The organism is Acidiluteibacter ferrifornacis (assembly GCF_009909615.1).
GTDB classification, from domain to species: domain Bacteria; phylum Bacteroidota; class Bacteroidia; order Flavobacteriales_E; family Vicingaceae; genus Acidiluteibacter; species Acidiluteibacter ferrifornacis.
Window position 1 is genome coordinate 136,495 of the sequence record NZ_WWNE01000005.1, and the last position, 21,573, is coordinate 158,067.

At 34.6% G+C, this 21,573-nt stretch carries 20 protein-coding genes; 4 read left to right on the forward strand and 16 right to left on the reverse strand.

The window, feature by feature from the left end:
• Position 1: 1 nt before the first annotated feature.
• Together GQN54_RS04925 and katG are read right to left on the reverse strand one after the other, a co-directional pair.
• The gene (locus tag GQN54_RS04925; RefSeq protein WP_207554825.1) at positions 2-511 is read right to left on the reverse strand and encodes a MepB family protein; all 510 of its coding nucleotides are present in this window, start codon (positions 509-511) and stop codon (positions 2-4) included.
• A 268-nt stretch (positions 512-779) separates the two neighbouring features.
• Positions 780-3,053, reverse strand: a complete 2,274-nt coding sequence (gene katG / locus GQN54_RS04930; RefSeq protein ID WP_160632404.1) for a catalase/peroxidase HPI — start codon at positions 3,051-3,053, stop codon at positions 780-782.
• 110 nt (positions 3,054-3,163) lie between these two features.
• Between katG and GQN54_RS04935 the strand changes: the two genes are divergently transcribed.
• On the forward strand, positions 3,164-4,102 hold the full coding sequence (locus GQN54_RS04935) for a hydrogen peroxide-inducible genes activator (protein ID WP_160632405.1): 939 nt from the start codon (positions 3,164-3,166) through the stop codon (positions 4,100-4,102).
• 18 nt (positions 4,103-4,120) lie between these two features.
• On the opposite strand, the gene GQN54_RS04940 is transcribed toward GQN54_RS04935, so the two are convergent.
• The 4 genes from GQN54_RS04940 to GQN54_RS04955 are packed head-to-tail and all read right to left on the reverse strand — an operon-like array spanning position 4,121 to position 6,856.
• Entirely contained in the window at positions 4,121-4,789 is a 669-nt protein-coding gene (locus tag GQN54_RS04940; protein ID WP_160632406.1) for a response regulator transcription factor, read from the reverse strand.
• The gene (locus tag GQN54_RS04945; protein WP_160632407.1) at positions 4,776-5,546 is read right to left on the reverse strand and encodes a sensor histidine kinase; all 771 of its coding nucleotides are present in this window, start codon (positions 5,544-5,546) and stop codon (positions 4,776-4,778) included. Before GQN54_RS04945 ends, GQN54_RS04940 begins: the two co-directional genes overlap by 14 nt.
• Entirely contained in the window at positions 5,516-6,160 is a 645-nt protein-coding gene (locus tag GQN54_RS04950; protein WP_160632408.1) for a hypothetical protein, read from the reverse strand. Before GQN54_RS04950 ends, GQN54_RS04945 begins: the two co-directional genes overlap by 31 nt.
• An 18-nt stretch (positions 6,161-6,178) precedes the next feature.
• Entirely contained in the window at positions 6,179-6,856 is a 678-nt protein-coding gene (locus GQN54_RS04955) for a hypothetical protein (protein ID WP_160632409.1), read from the reverse strand.
• A gap of 308 nt (positions 6,857-7,164) precedes the next feature.
• Between GQN54_RS04955 and GQN54_RS04960 the strand changes: the two genes are divergently transcribed.
• Positions 7,165-7,533 (forward strand): hypothetical protein, encoded by a 369-nt coding sequence (locus tag GQN54_RS04960; protein ID WP_160632410.1) that lies wholly within the window; start codon positions 7,165-7,167, stop codon positions 7,531-7,533.
• Between the two features lie 288 nt (positions 7,534-7,821).
• On the forward strand, positions 7,822-9,861 hold the full coding sequence (locus GQN54_RS04965) for a tetratricopeptide repeat-containing sensor histidine kinase (protein ID WP_160632411.1): 2,040 nt from the start codon (positions 7,822-7,824) through the stop codon (positions 9,859-9,861).
• A 367-nt stretch (positions 9,862-10,228) separates the two neighbouring features.
• On the opposite strand, the gene GQN54_RS04970 is transcribed toward GQN54_RS04965, so the two are convergent.
• The 8 genes from GQN54_RS04970 to GQN54_RS05005 form a co-directional block, all read right to left on the reverse strand.
• Positions 10,229-11,191 (reverse strand): restriction endonuclease, encoded by a 963-nt coding sequence (locus GQN54_RS04970; protein ID WP_160632412.1) that lies wholly within the window; start codon positions 11,189-11,191, stop codon positions 10,229-10,231.
• A gap of 243 nt (positions 11,192-11,434) precedes the next feature.
• Complete coding sequence (locus tag GQN54_RS04975) at positions 11,435-12,196, reverse strand: hypothetical protein (RefSeq protein ID WP_160632413.1); 762 nt, start codon at positions 12,194-12,196, stop codon at positions 11,435-11,437.
• 58 nt (positions 12,197-12,254) lie between these two features.
• Positions 12,255-12,557 carry a hypothetical protein gene (locus GQN54_RS04980; protein WP_160632414.1) on the reverse strand — a complete coding sequence of 101 codons (303 nt, stop codon included), beginning with the start codon at positions 12,555-12,557 and terminating at the stop codon, positions 12,255-12,257.
• A 189-nt stretch (positions 12,558-12,746) separates the two neighbouring features.
• Positions 12,747-13,247: a DUF4190 domain-containing protein gene (locus GQN54_RS04985; RefSeq protein ID WP_160632415.1), complete on the reverse strand. Its 501-nt coding sequence runs from the start codon at positions 13,245-13,247 to the stop codon at positions 12,747-12,749.
• A gap of 495 nt (positions 13,248-13,742) precedes the next feature.
• Positions 13,743-14,288 (reverse strand): hypothetical protein, encoded by a 546-nt coding sequence (locus GQN54_RS04990; RefSeq protein ID WP_160632416.1) that lies wholly within the window; start codon positions 14,286-14,288, stop codon positions 13,743-13,745.
• Between the two features lie 126 nt (positions 14,289-14,414).
• Positions 14,415-16,241: a DUF262 domain-containing protein gene (locus tag GQN54_RS04995; RefSeq protein ID WP_160632417.1), complete on the reverse strand. Its 1,827-nt coding sequence runs from the start codon at positions 16,239-16,241 to the stop codon at positions 14,415-14,417.
• 303 nt (positions 16,242-16,544) lie between these two features.
• Positions 16,545-16,898 carry a DUF2200 domain-containing protein gene (locus GQN54_RS05000; RefSeq protein ID WP_160632418.1) on the reverse strand — a complete coding sequence of 118 codons (354 nt, stop codon included), beginning with the start codon at positions 16,896-16,898 and terminating at the stop codon, positions 16,545-16,547.
• 60 nt (positions 16,899-16,958) lie between these two features.
• A complete protein-coding gene (locus GQN54_RS05005) occupies positions 16,959-18,149 on the reverse strand; it encodes a trypsin-like serine protease (protein WP_160632419.1) in 1,191 nt (396 codons plus the stop codon).
• A 398-nt stretch (positions 18,150-18,547) separates the two neighbouring features.
• Between GQN54_RS05005 and GQN54_RS05010 the strand changes: the two genes are divergently transcribed.
• Entirely contained in the window at positions 18,548-19,561 is a 1,014-nt protein-coding gene (locus GQN54_RS05010; protein ID WP_160632420.1) for an LLM class flavin-dependent oxidoreductase, read from the forward strand.
• A gap of 65 nt (positions 19,562-19,626) precedes the next feature.
• Here the strand turns inward: GQN54_RS05010 and smpB are convergent, their stop codons facing one another.
• A complete protein-coding gene (gene smpB, locus GQN54_RS05015) occupies positions 19,627-20,091 on the reverse strand; it encodes an SsrA-binding protein SmpB (protein WP_160632421.1) in 465 nt (154 codons plus the stop codon).
• Between the two features lie 21 nt (positions 20,092-20,112).
• Entirely contained in the window at positions 20,113-21,303 is a 1,191-nt protein-coding gene (locus GQN54_RS05020) for an aspartate aminotransferase family protein (RefSeq protein WP_160632422.1), read from the reverse strand.
• Positions 21,304-21,573: the final 270 nt, after the last annotated feature.

Genomic DNA, 21,573 nt, shown 5'->3' on the forward strand with positions numbered 1-21,573 from the left:
TTTAGATGCGATAACGTTCTTTTACTGTTTTTAAATCCAACTTCGGGTCAATAACTATAAAATAATTCAGTTGCCATTTTTGAGTTTTTATGGCTTGTTTACTGCTCACTTTGTCCCAAGAAGGGTAGACTCGAAATCCTCGTTTGCCTTCCTTTTCTGAAGTTGATATAATGCCTTTTTCAATCAGTAACGCCTTAGGAAATACAAATTGCCCCATTTCAATGGAGGCAATTACATTGATAACATAAAAATCAAAAGCATCATTTTCGTCAAATGGTGTGGTAATACCTTCAGCATCTCGTTTCCAAAAAGTCACAAACTGACCTGCCTTTTTAGGGGTTACTTTAGCAGTTCTGCAAATAATAGAATAGTCGTTAAGTTGAAAATTGCAAGCCTGATACTCTTGGCCTTCTTGCTTAATTTCTAAATTGGTAATCTTTAGAAAAGAGGGGGAGTAGACCTTTTCTTGAATCGTGGTAAGTAGTGTTGGAGTGGTGGGGTTAATTTTCAATTGTTGCCTGAGTTCTATTTTTGAAATGGATAATTAATTGCTTTGGAACGCTATTGAGCCATAATCTTAGAGTAATCTTTTTTAACAGTAACTTGTGCAAGTAATCTTTTTAGAAAGATCGTTAAACGAAGTTCAAATATATCCTTTTTATACAGCAATGACAATCGATAGACGACTGATGAGCAACCCTCAAATGTTGTTTTTTAATAAAAAGCGCAGTTCAGACCTATCGCTGAACTGCGCAAATGCAATTGATAATAAATCCACTTTATTTTATATCAAAACGATCAAGATTCATCACCTTGGTCCAAGTCCTAACAAAGTCTTTTACAAATTTTTCCTTAGCATCATTACTCGCATAGACTTCTGCAATAGCTCTTAATTCAGAATTGGATCCGAAAATTAAATCCGCTCGTGTTGCCATCCATTTAACTTGATTCGTATTTCTATCTCTTCCTTCAAATTCTAATTTCGAATCAGAAGTAGCTTTCCATGTGGTATTCATGTCCAATAAATTAATAAAGAAGTCATTGGTAAGCGCACCTTTATTAGTGGTGAAAATTCCTTTTTCTGAATGGTCATAGTTAGCATCTAAAACTCTCATTCCACCAAGAAGAACAGTCATTTCTGGAGCAGTTAAGTTTAGCAGTTGAGCTTTATCTACCAATAACTCTTCAGTAGTAAAGGTATATTCTTTCTTTTGGTAATTTCTAAATCCATCAGCCATAGGTTCAAGGAATGCCATGCCCTCAATATCTGTTTGGGCTTGTGTTGCATCCATTCTTCCTGGAGTAAATGGAACATCCATTGGGAAACCTGCTTTTTTGGCAGCTTCCTCTATTGCTGCCGATCCACCTAAAACAATCAAGTCAGCCATAGATACTTTTTTATTGCCTGACTTAGAGTTGAAGTTCGCTTGAATCTCTTCGTAAACTTTAAGTACTTTCTTCAGTTGTTCAGGGTTGTTGCACTCCCAATTTATTTGAGGCTCTAGTCTTATTCTTGCTCCATTTGCTCCACCTCTTCTATCTGACTGTCTATAGGTTGAAGCAGAAGCCCAAGCAGTGGTTATTAACTCACTATTGCTTAATCCTGAATTTAATATTTGAGATTTTAAAAGTTTAATATCTGCTTCTTTAATTAATTCATGGTCTAGTGCAGGAATAGGATCTTGCCAGATGAAATCTTCTTTTGGAATCTCAGGTCCTAGGTAAGTAGTTTTGGGACCCATATCACGATGCGTCAATTTAAACCACGCCTTAGCAAATGCTGCTTCAAACTCTTCAGGGTTATTATAAAAACGTCTGGAAATTTTTTCATAAATAGAATCTTCTCTCAAAGATAAATCAGTGGTGAGCATAGTGGGCTTGTGCTTTTTATCTTTGTCAAATGCATCTGGATACATTTTCTTCGGGTTTTTAGCTACCCATTGGTGAGCACCGGCAGGGCTTTTTGTCAATTCCCATTCATTTTCGAATAGACTTTCAAAAAATCCTTGACTCCATTGTGCAGGTGTTTCAGTCCAAATAACTTCTAGACCTGAGGTAATGGCGTCTTTACCTTTTCCACTAGCGTAATCACTTTTCCAACCTAATCCTTGTTCTTCGATTTCTGCACCTTCTGGTGACGCTCCTAGATGATCTCCACTTGCTGCACCATGTGTTTTTCCTAATGTGTGGCCACCTGCGATTAAGGCAACAGTTTCTTCATCATTCATCCCCATTCTACCGAAGGTTTCTCTAATATCAATTGCAGCTGCAACTGGGTCAGGGTTTCCATTGGGACCTTCTGGATTCACGTAAATGAGTCCCATTTGCACTGCTGCAAGAGGTTCTTCCAATTCTCGGTCTTTGGAGTAGCGATTATCATCTAGCCACTTACTTTCTGATCCCCAGTAAACATTATTGGCAGGTTCCCATACATCTTCACGTCCTCCTGCAAAACCAATGGTTTGAAAACCCATGGTCTCAAGTGCAACATTACCTGTTAGTATCATTAAATCTGCCCAAGATATTTTTCGACCATACTTTTGCTTAATTGGCCATAGTAACCTTCTGGCTTTATCTAGATTGGCATTGTCGGGCCAACTATTTAAAGGGGCAAATCGCTGTTGTCCTTCTCTTGAGCCTCCTCTTCCGTCTCCTGTTCGGTAAGTACCTGCACTGTGCCAAGCCATTCTAATGAAAAATGGCCCATAGTTTCCAAAATCAGCTGGCCACCATTCTTTGGAATCCGTCATAACCGCTGCAATGTCTTTTTTTAGAGCTTCGTAATCTAAGCTGTTAAATTCGTCTTCATAATGAAAGGCTTCACCCATAGGGTCGGATAATTCACTGTGTTGACGAAGAACCGTTAGGTCAAGTTGATTGGGCCACCAGTCTTTGTTGGTGGTACCTTCTCCTTTAATGACTTGTCCTGTGGACTTTTTCTTATCAAAGCCAAATGGACAGCCGCCTTCAGCTTCCATTCCTTCTTCATTTGTTGTGCTGCTGCAGGAAGCAAACAATAGTATGCTTATCCCAATTAGTAAATTTCTTTTCATCTTATTAATGGATTGTTAACGTTGCAAATATGCATCATTAATATTGTTTATAAAAACTATATTGTCAACTTAATTATTGATGTTGTCAATAATTACTACTTTCGCTGGCTATGAATATTCAGCAATTTCAGTATGTATTAGCAGTGGTTGATTTGAAGAATTTCGAAGCAGCAGCAGAGCGATGTTTTATTACTCAATCTACTTTGAGTACTATGATAGGTCGATTTGAGGCTGAAATAGGGGTGAAAATTTTTAATCGCAAAACAAAGCCAGTTTCTGTAACCTCAGAAGGAGAGGTAATTATAGAACGACTTAGAATTGTATTAAACGAAATAGATTCTTTAAAGAATGTTGTACAAGAATTGAAAGGGGAGATGATAGGAGAGTTAAAAATTGGAATTATTCCTACTATTGCTCCCTACTTACTGCCCTTATTTTTGACCCAATTTTCAAATCGATTTCCTAAAATTCAAATCGTGGTTAAAGAAATGACCACTTCACAAATTCAGCATGCATTAAAAATTAGAACATTAGATATTGGTATTTTGGCCATACCACTAGAAGATAATGATCTTGAAGAGCAAGAGTTATATACGGAGCCTTTTTTGGTTTATGACTGTACAACAGAAAAAAAAATTGCGAAAATAAGTATCGACAATCTCGATTATTCGAAACTATGGCTTTTGGAAGAAGGTCATTGCATGCGAGCGCAAGTTCATCAAATCTGTGAATTATCTAGTCAGAACCCAAAGAATGAAGTTAATTTTAAGTTTGAGTCTGGTTCTATGGGAAGTTTATTGCGTTTCACCAAAGCGAGCAGTGGAATAACCATCTTACCCTATCTGTCCACACTGGATTTTTCCGAAGAAGAGAAAATGAAATTAGTCGAATTTGAACGTCCTGTACCATTGCGATCTGTAGGGTTGTTAACCCATAAGTACTTTGTAAAAAAGCAATTGGCTAGAGGTTTGAAAGAGATTATTTGCGAAGCCGTATTGGACTTGATACCACCAAATGTAAATGGGAAAGTTGTAAAACCAATTGAATAAAGTTGCAATAAATGACGTCTACATGATTAAATCATTGGGGTCGTAAAGGTTGTTTTTAATGGCATAGATTACTAGTCCAGCACTATTTTTTGCTCCAGTTTTTTGCAATAAACTATTCCGATGTCCTTCTACTGTTCTTGTGGTAATGAACAACTTTTCGGCAGTCTCTTTCGAGGTTAACTGCTCGCAAATGGCAATTAAAATTTCTTTTTCTCTAGCTGAGAGAATTTCGTCGTCAAACTTAGGAGCAGGAACCTTATTCGAGATTTGAGTGCGCATTACTTCAATTTGTTCGTTGGTAAAGAAATGACCTCGTCTATCAACAATTCTGATGATTCGTGCGAGCTCATTCGGTTCAATTCCCTTAGGTAAAAAGGCATCAATATTATTTCGTAACATATAGCCAATCAGTGATTTTTTATAATAAGAACTGATTAATATTACGCGCACATCAGGATATTTAAGTTTTAATGCTTCTGTTAATTCGGTTCCGGTGAGGTCATTCATTTTAAAATCTACTAGAAAGACATCAGGAATTGTGTTAGATTGTTCCAATTCGTTAAGAAGTGCACTTCCTGAAGTACTGGTAACTAACACTTCAATGTCGTCTTGTCCATTAAAAAAATCTTCTAATAAGTTTAAGATAAGACTTTCATCGTCTATAATACCTAGTTTAATTTGTTTCATGCTGGTTAATTGTTGGGATCAAAATTGTGTATTGTACGCCTTTGCCAGGACTTGATTTTAGTTTAAAACGACCATTTAATAAATCGATGCGCATACCCATGTTTCGTTGACCTAGTCCTTCAGAAAGGTCTTCAGGAGCAAATCCCTTTCCGTCGTCTTTATATAACAACGCTATATAATTTTCGGAGGTCCTTATGGATAGATGAATGTGTTTAGCTTCAGCATGTTTGATCGTATTATTTAATATTTCTTGAACAATCCGTACTAAACTTAATTTAAAGGGTGTGTTAAAGTTAATTTCTGTTATCCCTGATTGGTAAAGAGTTGTTTGATGGGTTGAGATTTGATCGAGGTATCCGTGCAAGATTTCATTTAAATGACAGCTTTCAATAAGAGGGGGAGTAAGGTCATGTGAAATTTGTCTGGCCAATTTAGTACAACTGTCCAATAATTTCCTTGCTTCTTCCCCTTTATTAGGTTGGCTGAGGAGCATCGAAAGCAAACTAAGTTCAAATAGCAATCCATCATGGATGTCGGCTGCAACTCTTGAGCGTTCTTTTTCTTGAGTTTCTATACTGTTGATTAATAGTGTCTTTTGATGTTCTAATTTTGCATTAGCCAATGTGTTGGCATCTTTTATTTTTCGTTTGATGTATATTTGAGTAAAAAAAAGGAGTGCACCAATAATGAGGATTAGAAGAAAAAATCCCACCGCTAGCCATATTGCTATTGTACTACCTTCTTGCCAGTTTGCCATATAATTTGAGCTAGTTTTAGATAGAATATTGATAACGCAATCAAGCGAATTAGCCAAAAGAAAAAGACCAACTCCACATCCATATTGACCATAAAGTTGATGGTGAGTGCCATAAATAGTTGTATTCCTGAATACATAATAATGATGCTATTCAATAATCGTTGTTGCTTGTTAGACTCCATCCCATCGGCTAAAATTTTATAAATGAAGAACAGACCAAAAATTAAACTAAAAAGGTTGGCAATCAAACCATCGTAGAGTTGAAACATCAGCACATTTAGTGGAGCTAGTTTCGAAAAGAAGGTAATCAAAATAAGTATTCCTCCTGAAATAGCTATAAGCTGAAGTTTCCTCTCACCTTTAGTTGGAAAAAACTTGGTATATAGAATCGATAAAAATAGATATTCAATTACTGTATAAATTGAAAGTAATAATAAATTACTCTCTAGATTGAACCACTCCAAAATATATCGAGAACAGAAATCTATAATACAGAAAATCAATAGAAAAAATGAAATCGTCCATTCGAATAGTCCGAATGTTTTCCACCTAAAGAAAATGCCTAAAATTCCAATAAATAAAACAAAAGGAGAAATCCAAGAAAGTTTAATCATTAACTCCCGAAGCATATACTAAACACCCAAAGCTATTTTTAGAAGGTTATAATTATCTATATTTCCAAATGGAGGGATAGGTCGGGCAACATCTTCGACATCTTCTTGAACATTAAAATCTTCGCTCCAAACTAGTAGTTCAACGGTATTATCTTCTTTGAGGCCAAATACAACAACAGCTGTTTGAGCATCTCCTTCTCCGAAGATTGAATTTAAATCGGACATAGGGATGTGGATGGCTTGAAAGATTCCCGAGGTTTCACTAGCCCCTTCTGCAATTTTAGTTTCAATCCAGTTTTTACGGTTTAAATTCCATCTAAATGAACGTTCCAATCCAGCAAGAATACCAACATTCATATTGGGAACTCCATTTGCAGCAAATGTGGGAATGGTTTGCATAGAATCGAAACCATACCGATATGGAGCATAAAATATATTTTCTATAGTTACAGTATCTGGGTTACTATCATTGGTAGAATCGATTAAAATAAAACCAATTTTAGAATAAGGCACTGCATCCACTCCAACGTAGGCATGAATATACTCAGGGTTTATGTTGATCCAAAAGTCATACATATCTCTGGTGATATGAAAGTAATGACCATCAGCTATGAGTGCGGTAACCGTATCAGCTGAGGTCCGGCATTGATTCCAATAGTTAATGGAGAATTTGTATGCATCTAATGTGTGTTCCATAGTGGTAAGATTAGTTTAGTAAATTAAAAATGATGATAAGAGTTTTGAGGTTAAATATAGTAAAGATGTTGACTTGACCAAAATCACGTGTGATATTATTCAACGAAAGTTGCCTCTTACATGGTGGTAATACCTGTTTTAATAAATCACGTAAAAGTACCCTAGCTTTGGCCTTGTTTTTACACCAACTTTACACCGTAATTAAAATCAACCCTTTCGATTGAGTAGCTACAATTTGGTTTTGGTTAGTAAGGCGGATTCTGAAAAGCCTATTTTAAATAGAGTAAGAAAACATAAATTTTACTATCATGGGATACGGTGGATTTGTAAATATAACTAACAAGACAAACGATTTAATTAGAATTGAAACAACTGGTTCAAAATGTATGAATGCAAGTGGAACTTGGAATGAAGAATTACTTGCTCCAAACAATACTTACCCTCGACAGTATATTGAAGCAAGTGCTAGTTTTTTTGGTGGATGTTCCGATACTGAAAGTTATCTGGACTTTGTTTTAGCTAAATTGGATGTACAAACTGGTAAGTATATACCTTTAGGTACTTTTCAATTGTACGAAAGAATGAATAATTGGTCAGTTGAGAATGCTTCCACAGATATTCAATTCAACACTTCAAAGCCCGGGGACCAAGAGGTAATTAACATTACTTTGACCTAATTAATTTAAGTATTTCCTACTATTGTTCATCAAATTTATTGGAATTCTTAGGCTTTGAAACTTGACAAACATAGTTTAACCAATAGCAGGAGTGTGAACTCATTTCATCCTCCTGCTTTCTTTGTTTAATTTGTTATGAAAAGTAAGGCAGGGTAGAATTTTTACTGAAATCATGAGAATAAAAGTTATGGAAGTAAATTAGAAAGCTCATCAATTTATAGACAGTTATCAAATTTGAAGTGAAAATTTGAAAAGATTCACTATTTTCGTCGATATCAAGTTTTCCTAATGATTACAAACTACTCCCCCAAAGTTCTATTAATAGTGCTGTCTTTTTTTTGTGCCGATGTTTTTCCTAATGAGGTAAATAATAGACTCTCTGAATTTGAAAAGGCTCAAAATTTATTGGATTCAATCCATCATTATTTTGGTAAGAATCAAGAGAAGTATGAATATTATTCGACAGCCTTCGAAAAAATTCAATTGAAAAACCTGATAGGAGAAAACTTCAGGAAAATCATAACGAAAAGGACGGAGTTCTATCAAAGAAACTATGAATACAGAAGGGGGATTTCTGTATTATTAGATGCGATTTCAATTGCTGAAAATAATGGAGATACGCTTTCCATGGCTACTTTTCATAAAATGCTTTCTTCTCTGTATTACTATTTAGGAAATAGAGATTCTACCAATTATCAATTGGATCTAGCTTACAAGTATTTTGAACAACTCGATAATAAAGCAGAATTAGGAGTCATTTGCATTCGAAAAGCAAGAATAGAATACGATTTAGGTAATTATGAAGAATCCCTCATATCTTCCTTTAAAGCTTTAGAATTGAATAAAGCTGCTGGCGATCAGCAAAAAATGGCTATTTCTTACTTGCAGCTGGGCAATACTTTTTATTACCTAACCAATTACAGAGATGCCAAAAAATATTACGAACTAGCCAGTATGTTGTTTAAAAATGCAAAATACGATTACGGCTATTATGAGGCATTTTCAAATATTGGCTTAGTTGAAATAAAACAAAAGGAATTTCGAAAGGGGATGAATAAGCAATTTGAAGCCCTGGAGTTTTTGAAAAAGGAGAATTATGCAATTGATGCAGGTGCGACTTATAATTATTTAGTAACAGCCTATTTTGAACTTCAAAAGTATGATAGTTGTTTTTACTATAGTGAGTTAGCTAAAGAAGAGTTCCTAAAATCATCTTATGAAATAGGACTTTGCGAGTCTTATTTAAATGATGCAAAGGTGTTTTTGGTCAAAAGGCAATTGCAAGAAGCTTTAGAAAGTGCTCAAAAAGGGTATGATTTGGCAGTGAAGAATGGACTGATTGAATTGTTGGAAGAAGCAAATTTTTCATTGTATAAAATCCATAAAAAGTTAAACCATTCTATTTTAAGTTTCGACCATCTTGAGCAATATGTGCAGCTAAAAGATAGTCTTAATTTTAATCCGAATGCACTTCAAAGCGATGCCATAAAGTATCAACTTGAGGCAGAAGAAGCACAGTTGAAACAACAATTTGCTGAAGAACGTGCGAAAATTTATGCAGAAGAAGAGAAGAAGACTCGAAATCAGTTGAAGTTAACTTTGATTATCGCCGCTATTACACTTGTATTATTATTCTTTTCGATCTATTATCTAATAAAAAACAGAAAACTAAATAAAAACCTCTCTATTAAGCGAAAGCGAATTTCAGAAGAATTAAAAGTTAAAGAGTCGCTATTAAGCGAAATTCATCATCGAGTGAAAAACAATTTACAAGTGATTAGTAGTATGCTAGGCTTGCAGAGTCAATATATTGTAGATGAGTTGTTAAAGAAGATAATTTTAGATTGTAGAGGTAGAATTGCTTCCATGTCATTGATTCATGAGAGCCTTTATCGAAAAAAAGATTACAAGGAAGCCCTTTTTAGTAGCTATATCGAAGAATTGATGCCTATGCTGGTGCAAACTTATGGCACGGACGAAAGAAAGGTGAGGTTGGTAATGGATGTTGAACCCATTAAGTTGTCCTTAGACGACTCCTTACCCTGTGGATTGATTATTAATGAGATTACTTCCAATTCGCTTAAGCATGGATTTCCTGATGGAAGGGAAGGAACTATACGGATTGAATTTAAAAAAGTAGCCAATAAGATTGCACTCACCATTGCTGATGATGGAATAGGCCTAGCAGATGGCAAAAAATTTAACAGTGATGAATCTTTTGGATTCTTGTTGATTGAAACTTTAGCAAGTCAATTGGATGCAGAGATGAAAATCAATACAGAAAACGGTTTTTCTTATGAGTTGACCTGGGAAGGCAAAATGGAGTAAAGTAAATACTGTTGGCTTGGTGCTTGTGAATTTTCCAATTGCGATTTTGTCGGAGTATCAAAGAGTAAATTGCCTAATTTAAATTACTGGTTAACAATTGAATATATTGAGTGTGTTGCTTGCGATGTTCTAGGCTCAGTAACTTGCTCAAAATCTGCTTCAATTGAATATAATCTTCCTTTAAAACGTATTCAATAAGTTGGTTTTAATCCAATTTTCAGTTTGCAAAATCGGTAGCCAATTGCCAAGACGATTGGCTAATTTACTTTTTAAAAGGCAATTCGCCGCAGGTGAATTGGCGAGTAAATAGAGTTGAAGTATCGGTTTTCTCAAAAGTAGCATTTGCTATAGTTGGTGTTAGTTCTTGTTATTTTTTCGGGTGATATTTACCTGTTTTTGGATTGTACTCCCCTAAAACAACTAATTTCTCAGATAGACCACCCTTATTAGTGTGGAAGAAATCTATTCCATCTTTTGTTTGAATAATTTCTGCTTTCCCGTTTTTCCCGTTGTCTATCGATAGTGTTCTAGCTTTGATACCTTTAGAGTTATGATATTTCTTTGCTTCACTTATGGTTGGTGCTATAATGTCAAACCATGTAACTAATTTCACTTCAACTGCAATTAATTTGACTTTGCTACCATACTTATCATAAACAAATGCACCTGGGGTATTTAATTTACAGGGAATGATTGATGAAAGGTTTGAGTTATTTCTACATTTCCCTTTCATAAACTCTAGCCTCATAATGGCTTGTATTTCGTCTTGTTGGATAACAACTATATGGTTCCATAAGCATATTATTAATGAATTAGGTTTAGAACCATTTTCAAAATGAATTATTAAATTACCTTTCGAGTCAGTTGGGATCTCTGGTATTTCATCCTTATCAATTATAAGATTTAGCGGTAATTGAATCTTGATATTTGGCTTTAATTGCTTTACGGGAAGCCACTTTAAGATTTCATCAGTTGAAATGTCTTCTAAGTCAAATAATTCAATTTCAAAATCTTTGGCAGCTTCAATTGAGTCAGCTTGATAACCATTGGTACTAACGAAAACCTTTTTTGAAACTCCTTCAATTCTTGCACATTTCGAATTGAATGCTTCAATTTTTTCGACAGGTATCGAAGATTTGTAATCTTTACATTCAATAGCAATCTTAATTTCGAAGCCATTAATATCCGTTATTAACAATACATCAATTTCTCTTTTTCGTCCGCTCTTATTCTTGATCCTGTAATTGGGCAAAATCTGAACATCAGGAAAGCTTTTTAGGGACTCCTGAATTAATGCAACTATTTTTTCTGTTCTTTTTCCTCTTGTCATTTATATCAAATGAGGGCTAACGCTCAAATATGGTGCGTAGTGAGTTAAGTAAAGATACAATTTGCCCCCGAAAGCTTTCGGGGCTAATTAGTAAAAATCGCAGAGCGATTTTGTGCATTTTCATTTTCTACAAAATTCGTCCCGATAGCTATCGGGAGCGAATTTTACGGAGTATCAAACAGTAAATAAACTTTCTTAACCTGCTGACTCACTATGCAATATGTTTAATGTTATGGGCTTTATTTAGTAATGTGTTATGATTTTATTTGTTAATTTATTGAATGTAAAATATATCCTATTTCGAGGTGAATATGCTGTAAATTCTTTTATATCAATATCTTTACAGTATAATCTAAACTTTACTATGTCAGTTGAAAATAAAAAAGGAATATTTTTATTGTACACTAAAATTAATTTAAAAGTTTTTGAATCATAAGACTTTGGCTTAAAGTTATAAAAAATGGCTTTATCTTTAAGACGGCCTTTTATGTCAAACCTATATAAAAAATCGTTACCGAACGGAATGATATTTGGAAATTGAGTTGTCGTAATTTTATATAATCTAAATCCATTATCTTCAGGTATAATTATATTTTTAGAATTGTAACCAACTGGTAAACTGTCGTTTATAAGATTTGAGGTTAATATGTCCTTAATTTTGAATAAACTATCTTCATATAAATTTAAACTACGTTCTCTTGTGTCAAGAGAGATAGGTTTTGAAAAGTGTCCAACAAATACCACTTCATAAATGCATTTTATTTCTTTATTAATGTAAATTACTCTTAATGTATCTCCGCTTAGATAGGATAACCTGTTGACAGTTTGAATTTTTTCTTTATCAATTAGCGCGTCTGCCTCAATTTCTGAACTTAAATATTTATACAGTAGATTAGATTCAACTAGAATGGAATCTAATTTACTATCTATAAGTTTTTTGTTCATTGGTTTTTGGGCAATACAATCAATCTTAATTAAAAATAACAATAGAATTAAGGCTCTCATATTAATTGTTTTTATAAAATATACACTTGACAATCTAGATTGTCAAGTGTATATTAATTTAGCATTGAGTTGAAGCTACCCAAGTACCACTTGCGTCTGATATCTCTACTGGGCATCCCTCAATAGAAAATCTAACATAATTTTGTGCACAGTTTACAACTGTTCCTTGGTCACTACCACGACAAATAACTCTTTCAATAGTAAATGGGTCTATTGGTCCAACATCGTGGGTGGTTAAAGCATATTGTGCAGTATTTGATAAGTATTCAATTTCAATTAAGCCATTGGAGTAGATTGAAAAAAATGCTTCTGAAAAAGTTTCAAACTCTTCTTCAAACTTAGCTTCGGAGATATCGCCCATATATGGTGTCGTTGTGGTTTTGATAAAGATACAATTTCATTTTAGCACTTAGAAAAAACCGCTTGGCGGTTTTGTTTCTTTGTTCTTTTTCAAAACCGCTAGCGGATTTTGCGAGCTTAAAAACAGCTACTCAACTTGCCAAACTACCTTACCAACAATGTACTATACAGAGTGTTAGCAAATCGTTTTTTATTCAGGGTAGATATCATCTTCCGTTTCTATTATTTTATCTTTACCTGCACTTCTTAGGATAAAGGAGTCTTTTTTTAATCGGTAATCGAATTCGTTACCAAACCAATCAATTGTCAAGTTCGAATTTTGCAGTTGTAAGTCATTAAGACTAGTGGGGTAAAAACCATTTTCGTCTTTATAGTTACGAATATGATAAATTATTGTATGCATCTTTTCTCTTGAACCATTTTCAAGTTGTTTTTGATATTCAGGACTTTGAGTAATTCCATCCCAATTAATAAGATTTGGTAAGAACCACCATAATAAAACAAAAAAGCTTGCTAGAGATATTCCTATAATAGTTTTCTTTTTTCCTTTCTGCTTTTTTTGGTTTATAGTCCGAATGCTAACGATACCCATAATTATGGCGACTAGTCCGGTAAAGAATCCTACAACAGGAATAACTGAAATTATTCCTAAAACTAGTACCGCCGTCGATAATGAATTTTCTTTTTCCATTTAATTAATGTTTGCTAACGCCCCTGTAAGATTTGTTGGGAGCTAAGTAAAAATAATATTTTCAAGTTACTAAGTAGCAAAAACCGGCTGGGATTTGCAAGATTTTTTTGTCGTCCCGTAAATCCGAGACGGATTTTGTGGGACGTCAAACAGCACCAAATCTAACCTAACCGCCTAAACCCCAATGAATTTTACATTATGTTAGCAAAAGTTATAGTACTCATATTCAACTACTCACAAGAAAATACTCGAGTCAAATAAATAGTCCATTTACACAGAAACTAAGTGCCAAATTAGAAAGCTGAAATTGGCTGATTTTATTTGATTAAAATCAAAACTGATGAAGTTGGCGAAGTCAATTAGTCTTGTATTTGAGTTGAGTAGGTAGTCCGTTTACACAGAATGTAAGCGATAAATTGGAAAGCTAAAGCTTGTGATTTTATCTGCCTAAAATCTAAATTGATGAAGTCAGAAAAGCCAATAAATATGTCGGATTTATTTTGTTCTTTTTAGTTGCGCAGTTTTTTTATCATACTTTTTATTAGTTACTTCAAAAGCAGTTAAATAAAGATTAACTGAGTCAAAATAATTAACATAGTATTTCTGCATATACATTGTGTCTCCATGTTCGAATATGGTGTCATTCTTGTCGTTGAAGGCAATAAAAAGGAAATTACTATCATTTATAGTTTTAGTCCAATAAGCTCCGTCTCCAAATTTTTCTGATTTTGGAGTTTTTGTCTTAAGTATGCACCTTTTAGACTCCCTTAAGTCTAAGGATGTTGATTTATTATAATAATTAACAGAATAAATACAGTCGTTATCATGAAGCCAAGTTGCCGAATCTTTCCACGTACCAATTAATAATGAGTCCATTAATAAATCAGTGGTCGAAGGTATTTTGCAAGTCTGATTATCAATAATTACAACCGCATTTTCATCCTTGGGATCAAAATCCTTACTAACTGTCCAATTGGGTTTATTAAAATCGCAAGAGATAAAACTAATTAGGAAAAAGATGAATAAATATACTCTTTGCATTTATCAATTTTTGCTAACGGTCAAGTATAAGAGCAGTAGCGGATTTCAAGGCGATTACCTGTCCGCTACCACTAAAGTTTCTAAAATGCATAGACCTTAATTTTACCACTTCACCCGCTATTGCTCTTATACAATGTTGTAGGGCGTTTTTTCTTGTTCCGTATTCTCCCGTATTATTTTCTTCAACAACTTTTCTCTCTCCTGAATGTACTCTTTAAAGTTTTCAAATTTCAGGTCTATTGATTCAGGTATCAAAAGTGAGTTTCTTATTCCAAGGTTATGTTTCTCTTGTTTTTCTATCCAATTCTTTAATTCCGATTTGTTCTTAGATTTATTCTGTTCTTCTGAAAGTAAAGCCAAATTCAATACGGTATTCCAATGACTTTGATAGAACTCAACGTCTTCTTCTTTTTCTAGAAAGCTGAAATCTGAATTTTCAAATTGACTTCTTGGATGTAAATGGTCAATATTTGGATTTTTAAATTCAAAATTGAATTTTGGAAATAGAAGCGACAAAACATAAAACCCGTCCAAGCTGTCGTATGAGGTTCTTAGAATATTCTCTAGCTTTTCTTCGTCCATTAAAAAACTTCGGTTCGTTCCTTTGAACTTTTCCTTTAGCTGAACTAAAGGGAAGTCGCTTTCGTGGTTTTTCTCAATAACTTGCTTAATTGATTTTAAGAATCCGTCTGAACTGCCACCGAATAGCTTATTTAAAAGAGATAGATGAAGATAATTTTTAATTATTGATTTATTTCTAACGTGCTTATTATCCTTGTTAATCTCGTTTGAACAGTCTTTTAAGTAGATATAGTAGATTATTGGAATAACCGCATTTTTTGACCGTAAAGAATGATTGTTAAATGATAGTGATTTTACAAGTTCAAAACTGGATTTGATGCTTCTGGTTATTTTACCCCATTCAGATTTTATTTTTTGGATTGTTTCACCTTGAAAGTTTTTTAAAGCAAATCTGATGTCTGGTGAGAAAAGTACCAAGCAAGTTTTTAAAACAAAATCTTGATTAATTCCAAAACCAATGTCTTCTACTTGTCTGATTAATTCGTCAATTTCTTCACGTGCACCTTTTGTAGATTTCCCTGATTCCCAAGATGCTGTTATAATTGACATTAATAAGTCAGCGAAAGAAAGTGTAGTTCCGCCTGAATTCGTTCTTATGAATTCATAAAGCACTTTGTCAAAGTCTTGATTTTTTTCTAAGAAGAAGTTGATTATTGGTTTTTCATTGGTCAGCTTATAAAGCTTTAATAATGTCTCTCCTGGAAAACCACCAATATCAAGGTCGTTTTTTGAAAGATAAGTAATTACGCTATGTTCGTTCTGAAATTTCAGAATTTCTCCAACTTCAAACCAAAAGCAATCAACTTCAAATCTTTTACCTTCTTCATCTACGACTCCTTTAGTTTTTCTTTTGTTTTGTTGTTCGTGTTCATTGTGGATGAGAAAGCGAAAATCATAAACTTTCTTTTCTTCATCATCAACAATAGGATTTAGAATATCAAGATATAATTTTCTACTTGGATAGTCTCGCTCATCTTTTTGATACTTCTTTTTTCTGTAAACGTATCTTTTGTAAGCATATGTGCCTTTTAGACCTATATACAAACTATTCAGTCGCTGTTGTCCATCAATTACAGCTTTAAAGTCTTTATAGCCATTAGTGTTTCTCTCTTCGTTGTTTCCCCCTTTGTACTCAATGTACTTTCTCAAAAAATCGTAGAAACGAAACTGATTCTTAATATTCGCATCTGTTACAGACCAAAACATAAATGTGTTTATGGGATAATCCTGCATAATTGAGTCAAAGAGAAATTCGACTTGTTTTGTATTCCAAACGAACCGTCTTTGAATCGAGGGAAGAAGCAAGTCTCCTGAATCTATATTGTCTATTGCTTCCTTTATGGTTATAGCTTTCTCTAATTCGTTTGCCATTTTAGTTTAATATTTCTCTATTGGTTCAATGTTGTTTTAAATGCCCTACAACAAGTGGATATGACGCACAGAGTGCGTCATATCCATATTTTAAAATGTTAATTTTTTATTTCAATAAAACTACTAATTGATTTAAAATCAATCACAAAAACGTTTATTAGTCGTTTGTTGTCGTTTAAAAACGGATAAATGGTAGTTTTCAATTCGCAATAGTTTTTTATACAAACCCGAAGATAAGAGAAAAATACATTAATTTTTAATAAATAGATGGGTAGTAGCTTGATTTTTAAAATACAGTCGGTTTTATTGCCTCAATATTTTTTCCATCTTTTTGCCTTTAGCCAATTCATCGATCAACTTATCCAAATACCGAATTTTTTGCATCAAAGGATCCTCAATTTCTTCCACTCGATAACCACAAATAACTCCAGTTATTTTTGAAACATTCGGGTGGAGTTGTGGAGCTTCTTCGAAAAAAGTTCGAAAGTCGGTTTTGTTTTCTATCAGCTGTAGAAAGCTTTGTTCGTTATACCCAGTCAACCAATAAATTATTTCGTCTACCTCTGCTTTGGTGCGGCCTTTTTTCTCTGCCTTGGCAATATAGTGCGGATATACACTTGCAAACGACATTTTAAAAACACGTTCGTTATTTTTCATAATCTCGGACTTTAAGTTCAAATGTATTGAATGAATCGGGGCTTTAATAATAAATGACCTTTATTTTTTGATGATTTTAGCACTGCTAATTGCCGAAGCGCTGCTAATGGATATATAATAGACCCCTGGAGGGAAAGTCGATAGATCTATAACAGGGTCGTAAGAAGTTGGCGTTGCGCGCCAAATCATCCTTCCTAATTCATCATAGAGTAGTAATTCGTCTATGGTATAAGTAGAAGCACCTTTTATCCGGAAAGTATGAGAAACGGGGTTGGGATAAATAAAAAATTCTGTGGGTTGAATTGTAAGTGAAGATGCGGCAGTAAGGTCGTTAGTGATGATATCTTTAAGCGCATAATACTGCCAATTTCTAACTCTACAATGTCTTAATCCATTCGAAAGACTCAACGTTCCATAAGTGGTATATTCCTGACCATTTCTAATTTTAATCAACGAGCTGCCGCTTTCCCCTGGAATTCCGTTTGTGCCATTAATTCCTATAGTGGAACCATTGATTAAGTCTACCACGCCATAATTATAATAAAGCGTGTCACCATTATATTCGTTAGAATCCAGTGATAGTAGAGTAGTGGAAGGATATGAAAATTTATAGAAAATGCCATTTAGAAGGGAGCTATCCATGCTGTTAAAACCTAAACTTAGATAACCCGTAGTTTCTCCAATTGGGTCGTCTAATTCTAATAAGGCTATGTCAGAGTCACCTATTTTCCAATCTTTAAAAAAGTACACTTTGCGAACGTAAGACTCTCCAAAATTAACATTTGGCTGTCCATTGTTAAAAACAGGTGATACCAGAATAGAGTCGTGGCTAAGAAGGTTGGTGTTAAAGTTAGATATACAGTGTGCGGCAGTCAATACATGTCTTCGACTGATTAGACTTCCAGAGCATAAATCAGCAAGTGTATCCTGATTGATGGCAAACAGTTTTACACTCGTTCTTATTGGATAATGTAGTAAATTAAAATCATCAGCAGCAGGTTTTTTTAAGGTAAACTGACTATTAGGATAGGTATTGCTGCTAGGAGCGACTTGAGGAAGTACAGCCTGATTGGAGTCGAATTTACCTATAAAATAATTGGTCCGTTCTGTAAGTATGTTCTTGTCGAATGTCACTATCGGCAAGGAGTCTAATAAACCGCTGGGAAGAGAATACACATATATCGGTTGAGCTTGACCACAAGCAATTGTGATATTGAATAGAGAAATGGCAATGAGTAATAAGTATTTCATAGTTTCAATTTCAACCGATAACGGAAAAAATAGCTAGAGTAGTATACTTCTTTAGGTCTGATGGAAGGGTAGGTTTTAAAATAAAATTAAGTATATAAAATAGTAAAAAAAGCCGAATTAGAAATCAATCCAATTCGGCTTACCACAATCAAAACAAACTAATCTAACTTTTATGTTTTGAGCTATATGTCATTATTATAGGTTAAATAAAGCGCTATCTAACCCTTGCTAAGCTTTAACTTTAAGAATTTTTACAACTTCAACGTTATTTATATAAATACTTTTGCAACAATTAGAGCGGCCTAAAGACTTGGTGAATTATTTTCAATTTTTATATGTGATTCTCTTCCGTTTTAAACGTTTTTCTACTGATTTTTCAATTATTAAATGAATTAACCATGCTTACTAAACAAATTGCATACTCCATATTAGACCTTGCTATTGTGTCAAAGGGGACTACGTTAGCTCAAACCTTCAACCATTCGTTGGCATTGGCGCAAGCTGCAGATGAAGTAGGGTACACCAGATATTGGTTAGCAGAGCACCACAATTCTGAAGCAATTGGAAGTAGCGCCACTTCAATTCTAATTGGAAAAATAGCTGAAGGGACCAAACGAATTCGAGTTGGTTCTGGCGGGATTATGTTACCCAACCATTCCCCATTGATTATTGCGGAACAGTTCGGCACATTGGGAATATTATATCCGAATAGAATAGATCTAGGACTTGGACGAGCTCCAGGAACGGATCAAGCTACGGCGAATGCCATTCGATCTGATTTTTATCAAGCAGCCATGTCTTTTCCGACTGAAGTTCAAAAAATCCAAGATTACTTTTCAATAAAAAATGCTTCAGAAAAAGTTCGTGCAACAGTTGCAGAGGGAGTGGATGTGCCATTGTATATTTTAGGATCAAGCACTGATAGCGCACATTTAGCAGCTAGTAAGGGATTACCATATGCTTTTGCAAGTCATTTCGCTACCACGCATTTAATGAATGCACTCGATATTTATCGCCGAGAGTTTCAACCGTCTGAAGTGTTGGAAAAGCCGTATACTTTGGCAGGTGTCAATATTATTGTAGCAGATACCGATGAGGAAGCAGAACGTATTTCTACTTCTTTGTATCGGATGATTATTAGTTTATTGACTGGTAAGCGAGATCAAATGCAACCACCCATAGATATGACGGAAGAGCTGAGAGAGGTGAGTCAACATTCGACTGTTCAGCAAATGCTAAAGTATACGTTCATTGGTAGTAAAGATACCGTGAAGCGTCAAGTAAAGCACTTTATTGAGACCACAGAAGTGGACGAATTGATTGCGGTAACCAATATTTTTGACGGTAAGGATCGTATTAAATCGTATCAGCTATTTGCTGAAATTATGCAAGAATTGAACGGTAAAGGTTAGGTTTATAAGATTACTAGTTAGATTAGTAGGTTATTGACAGGTTTGTTGGAGATTAAATAAATCTTTTAGATTTTCATGGCGCGATCCATCGCTCGTTTGTCGTCCTTAGCTTTTAAACTTTCACGTTTATCATGCAGCTTTTTCCCTTTTGCTAACGCTATTTGAAGTTTGGCTAAACCCTTAGAGTTAATATACATTTTCACAGGAATAATGGTTAAACCCACATCCGTTTTCTTTTTAGAAAGTTTCTCGAGTTCACGTTTATGAAGCAGAAGTTTGCGGTCGCGCTTTGGCTCGTGATTATTATAGCTTCCTTCTTTGTATTCTGAAATATGTATGTTTTTAACGTAAAGTTCTCCTTTTTTAAATACACAATAGCCTTCTTTGATACTGGCTTTTGAGTCACGGATCGACTTTATCTCTGTACCCATTAATTGCATACCGGCCTCATAAGTATCAATAAATTCATACTCAAATGACGCTTTTTTATTCTTAATAGTTACGTTTGGTTGTTTTGTCTCCTTTGCCATACACTTGCGAAATTAACTATTCTAATTAGCAGTTTTCTCAATTGCTGCCAGAATTATGGCACATCCTTTTTCTAAATCTTCTTCCGATATATTCAATGGCGGCGCCAAACGGAAAGAATAGGCAGTAGATAAAAACCAGAAAGTCAATAATCCATTTTTTAAACAATCATCTACCACTTTCTGAACTCGCTCTTCTGAATCTAAATCTACAGCAATCATGAGTCCTTTGTAGCGGACTTCTTTAATGCATGGATGGACTAATAAGGAAGCAATTTTATCAGCTTTAGCTTGAACTCCTGCAATGAGGTTCTCTTCTCTCAATACTTTTAATCCGGCAGCTGCTGCGGCACAAACTACGGGATGTCCACCAAATGTAGTAATGTGACCTAACATTGGATGATCACTTAATTGCTCCATCAATTCTTTGCGAGAAGCAAAGCATCCAATCGGCATTCCTCCACCTAGAGCCTTACCCATCGTAATGATGTCGGGAACGATATCAAAATGCTCAAATGCCAAAAATTTCCCAGTTCGACCTATACCTGATTGAATTTCATCTAATATTAGCAAAGTTCCTACTTCGGAGCACCTCTTTCTCAGAGCCTGCATATAGTGGTAGTCAGGAATTCGGACTCCGGCATCCCCTTGAATGGTTTCCAAAATTACACAAGCTGTTTCAGTTGTAATTTTTTCTAAATCAGATAGGTTATTTAATTGAATTCGGTCAATATTGGGAAGTAAGGGTAGGAAAGGGGTTTGTTTGGCTTTATTGCCTCCTACACTCAAAGCGCCGTGTGTACTTCCATGATAGGCCCTTTCGAATGCAATGATTTGTTGTCGACCGGTTGCACGTTTCGCTAATTTTAATGCACCTTCGATGGCTTCGGTTCCTGAATTGACAAAATAATAGCTATCAATCTCTTGAGGTAGTACTCGACTTAATTCTTCACCTAATTTAGATTGGGACTCTTGGATAAATTCTCCATATACCATTACGTGCATGTGCTTTTCCACTTGGTCGATTACGGCTTTTTTGATGGCCGGATGACCATGTCCTAAACTGCTTACACCGATTCCTGAAATAAAATCTAAAATAGCTCTGCCATCAGTAGTGTAAATAGTGGAACCCTCGGCATGACTAATCTCATAACCCAATGCAAATGGTGTAGTTTGGGCTAAATTCTTGTAAAATATTTCCTTGCTGTTTGACATGCCCCAAAATTAATCAATTGTCGCAATCAATCGATTGAATATTTTGTCAATGTAATGTTGATTTATAGCTATAATTCTACTTTGTTAAGTTTAGTGCGGAGCATATTGGCTGTCGCATTGTTTCAATCTTTATTCTTCAGAAAACATTCAAAATACTTGGAGGAATAGGCTTAAAATCTTGGTGCTCCTTGTAGTTAATTTTAAGTATCGCACATGAATAATTACTCCTCATTTCAAACAAAAAAAACCTTCAAAGGGAAGTATCTATAT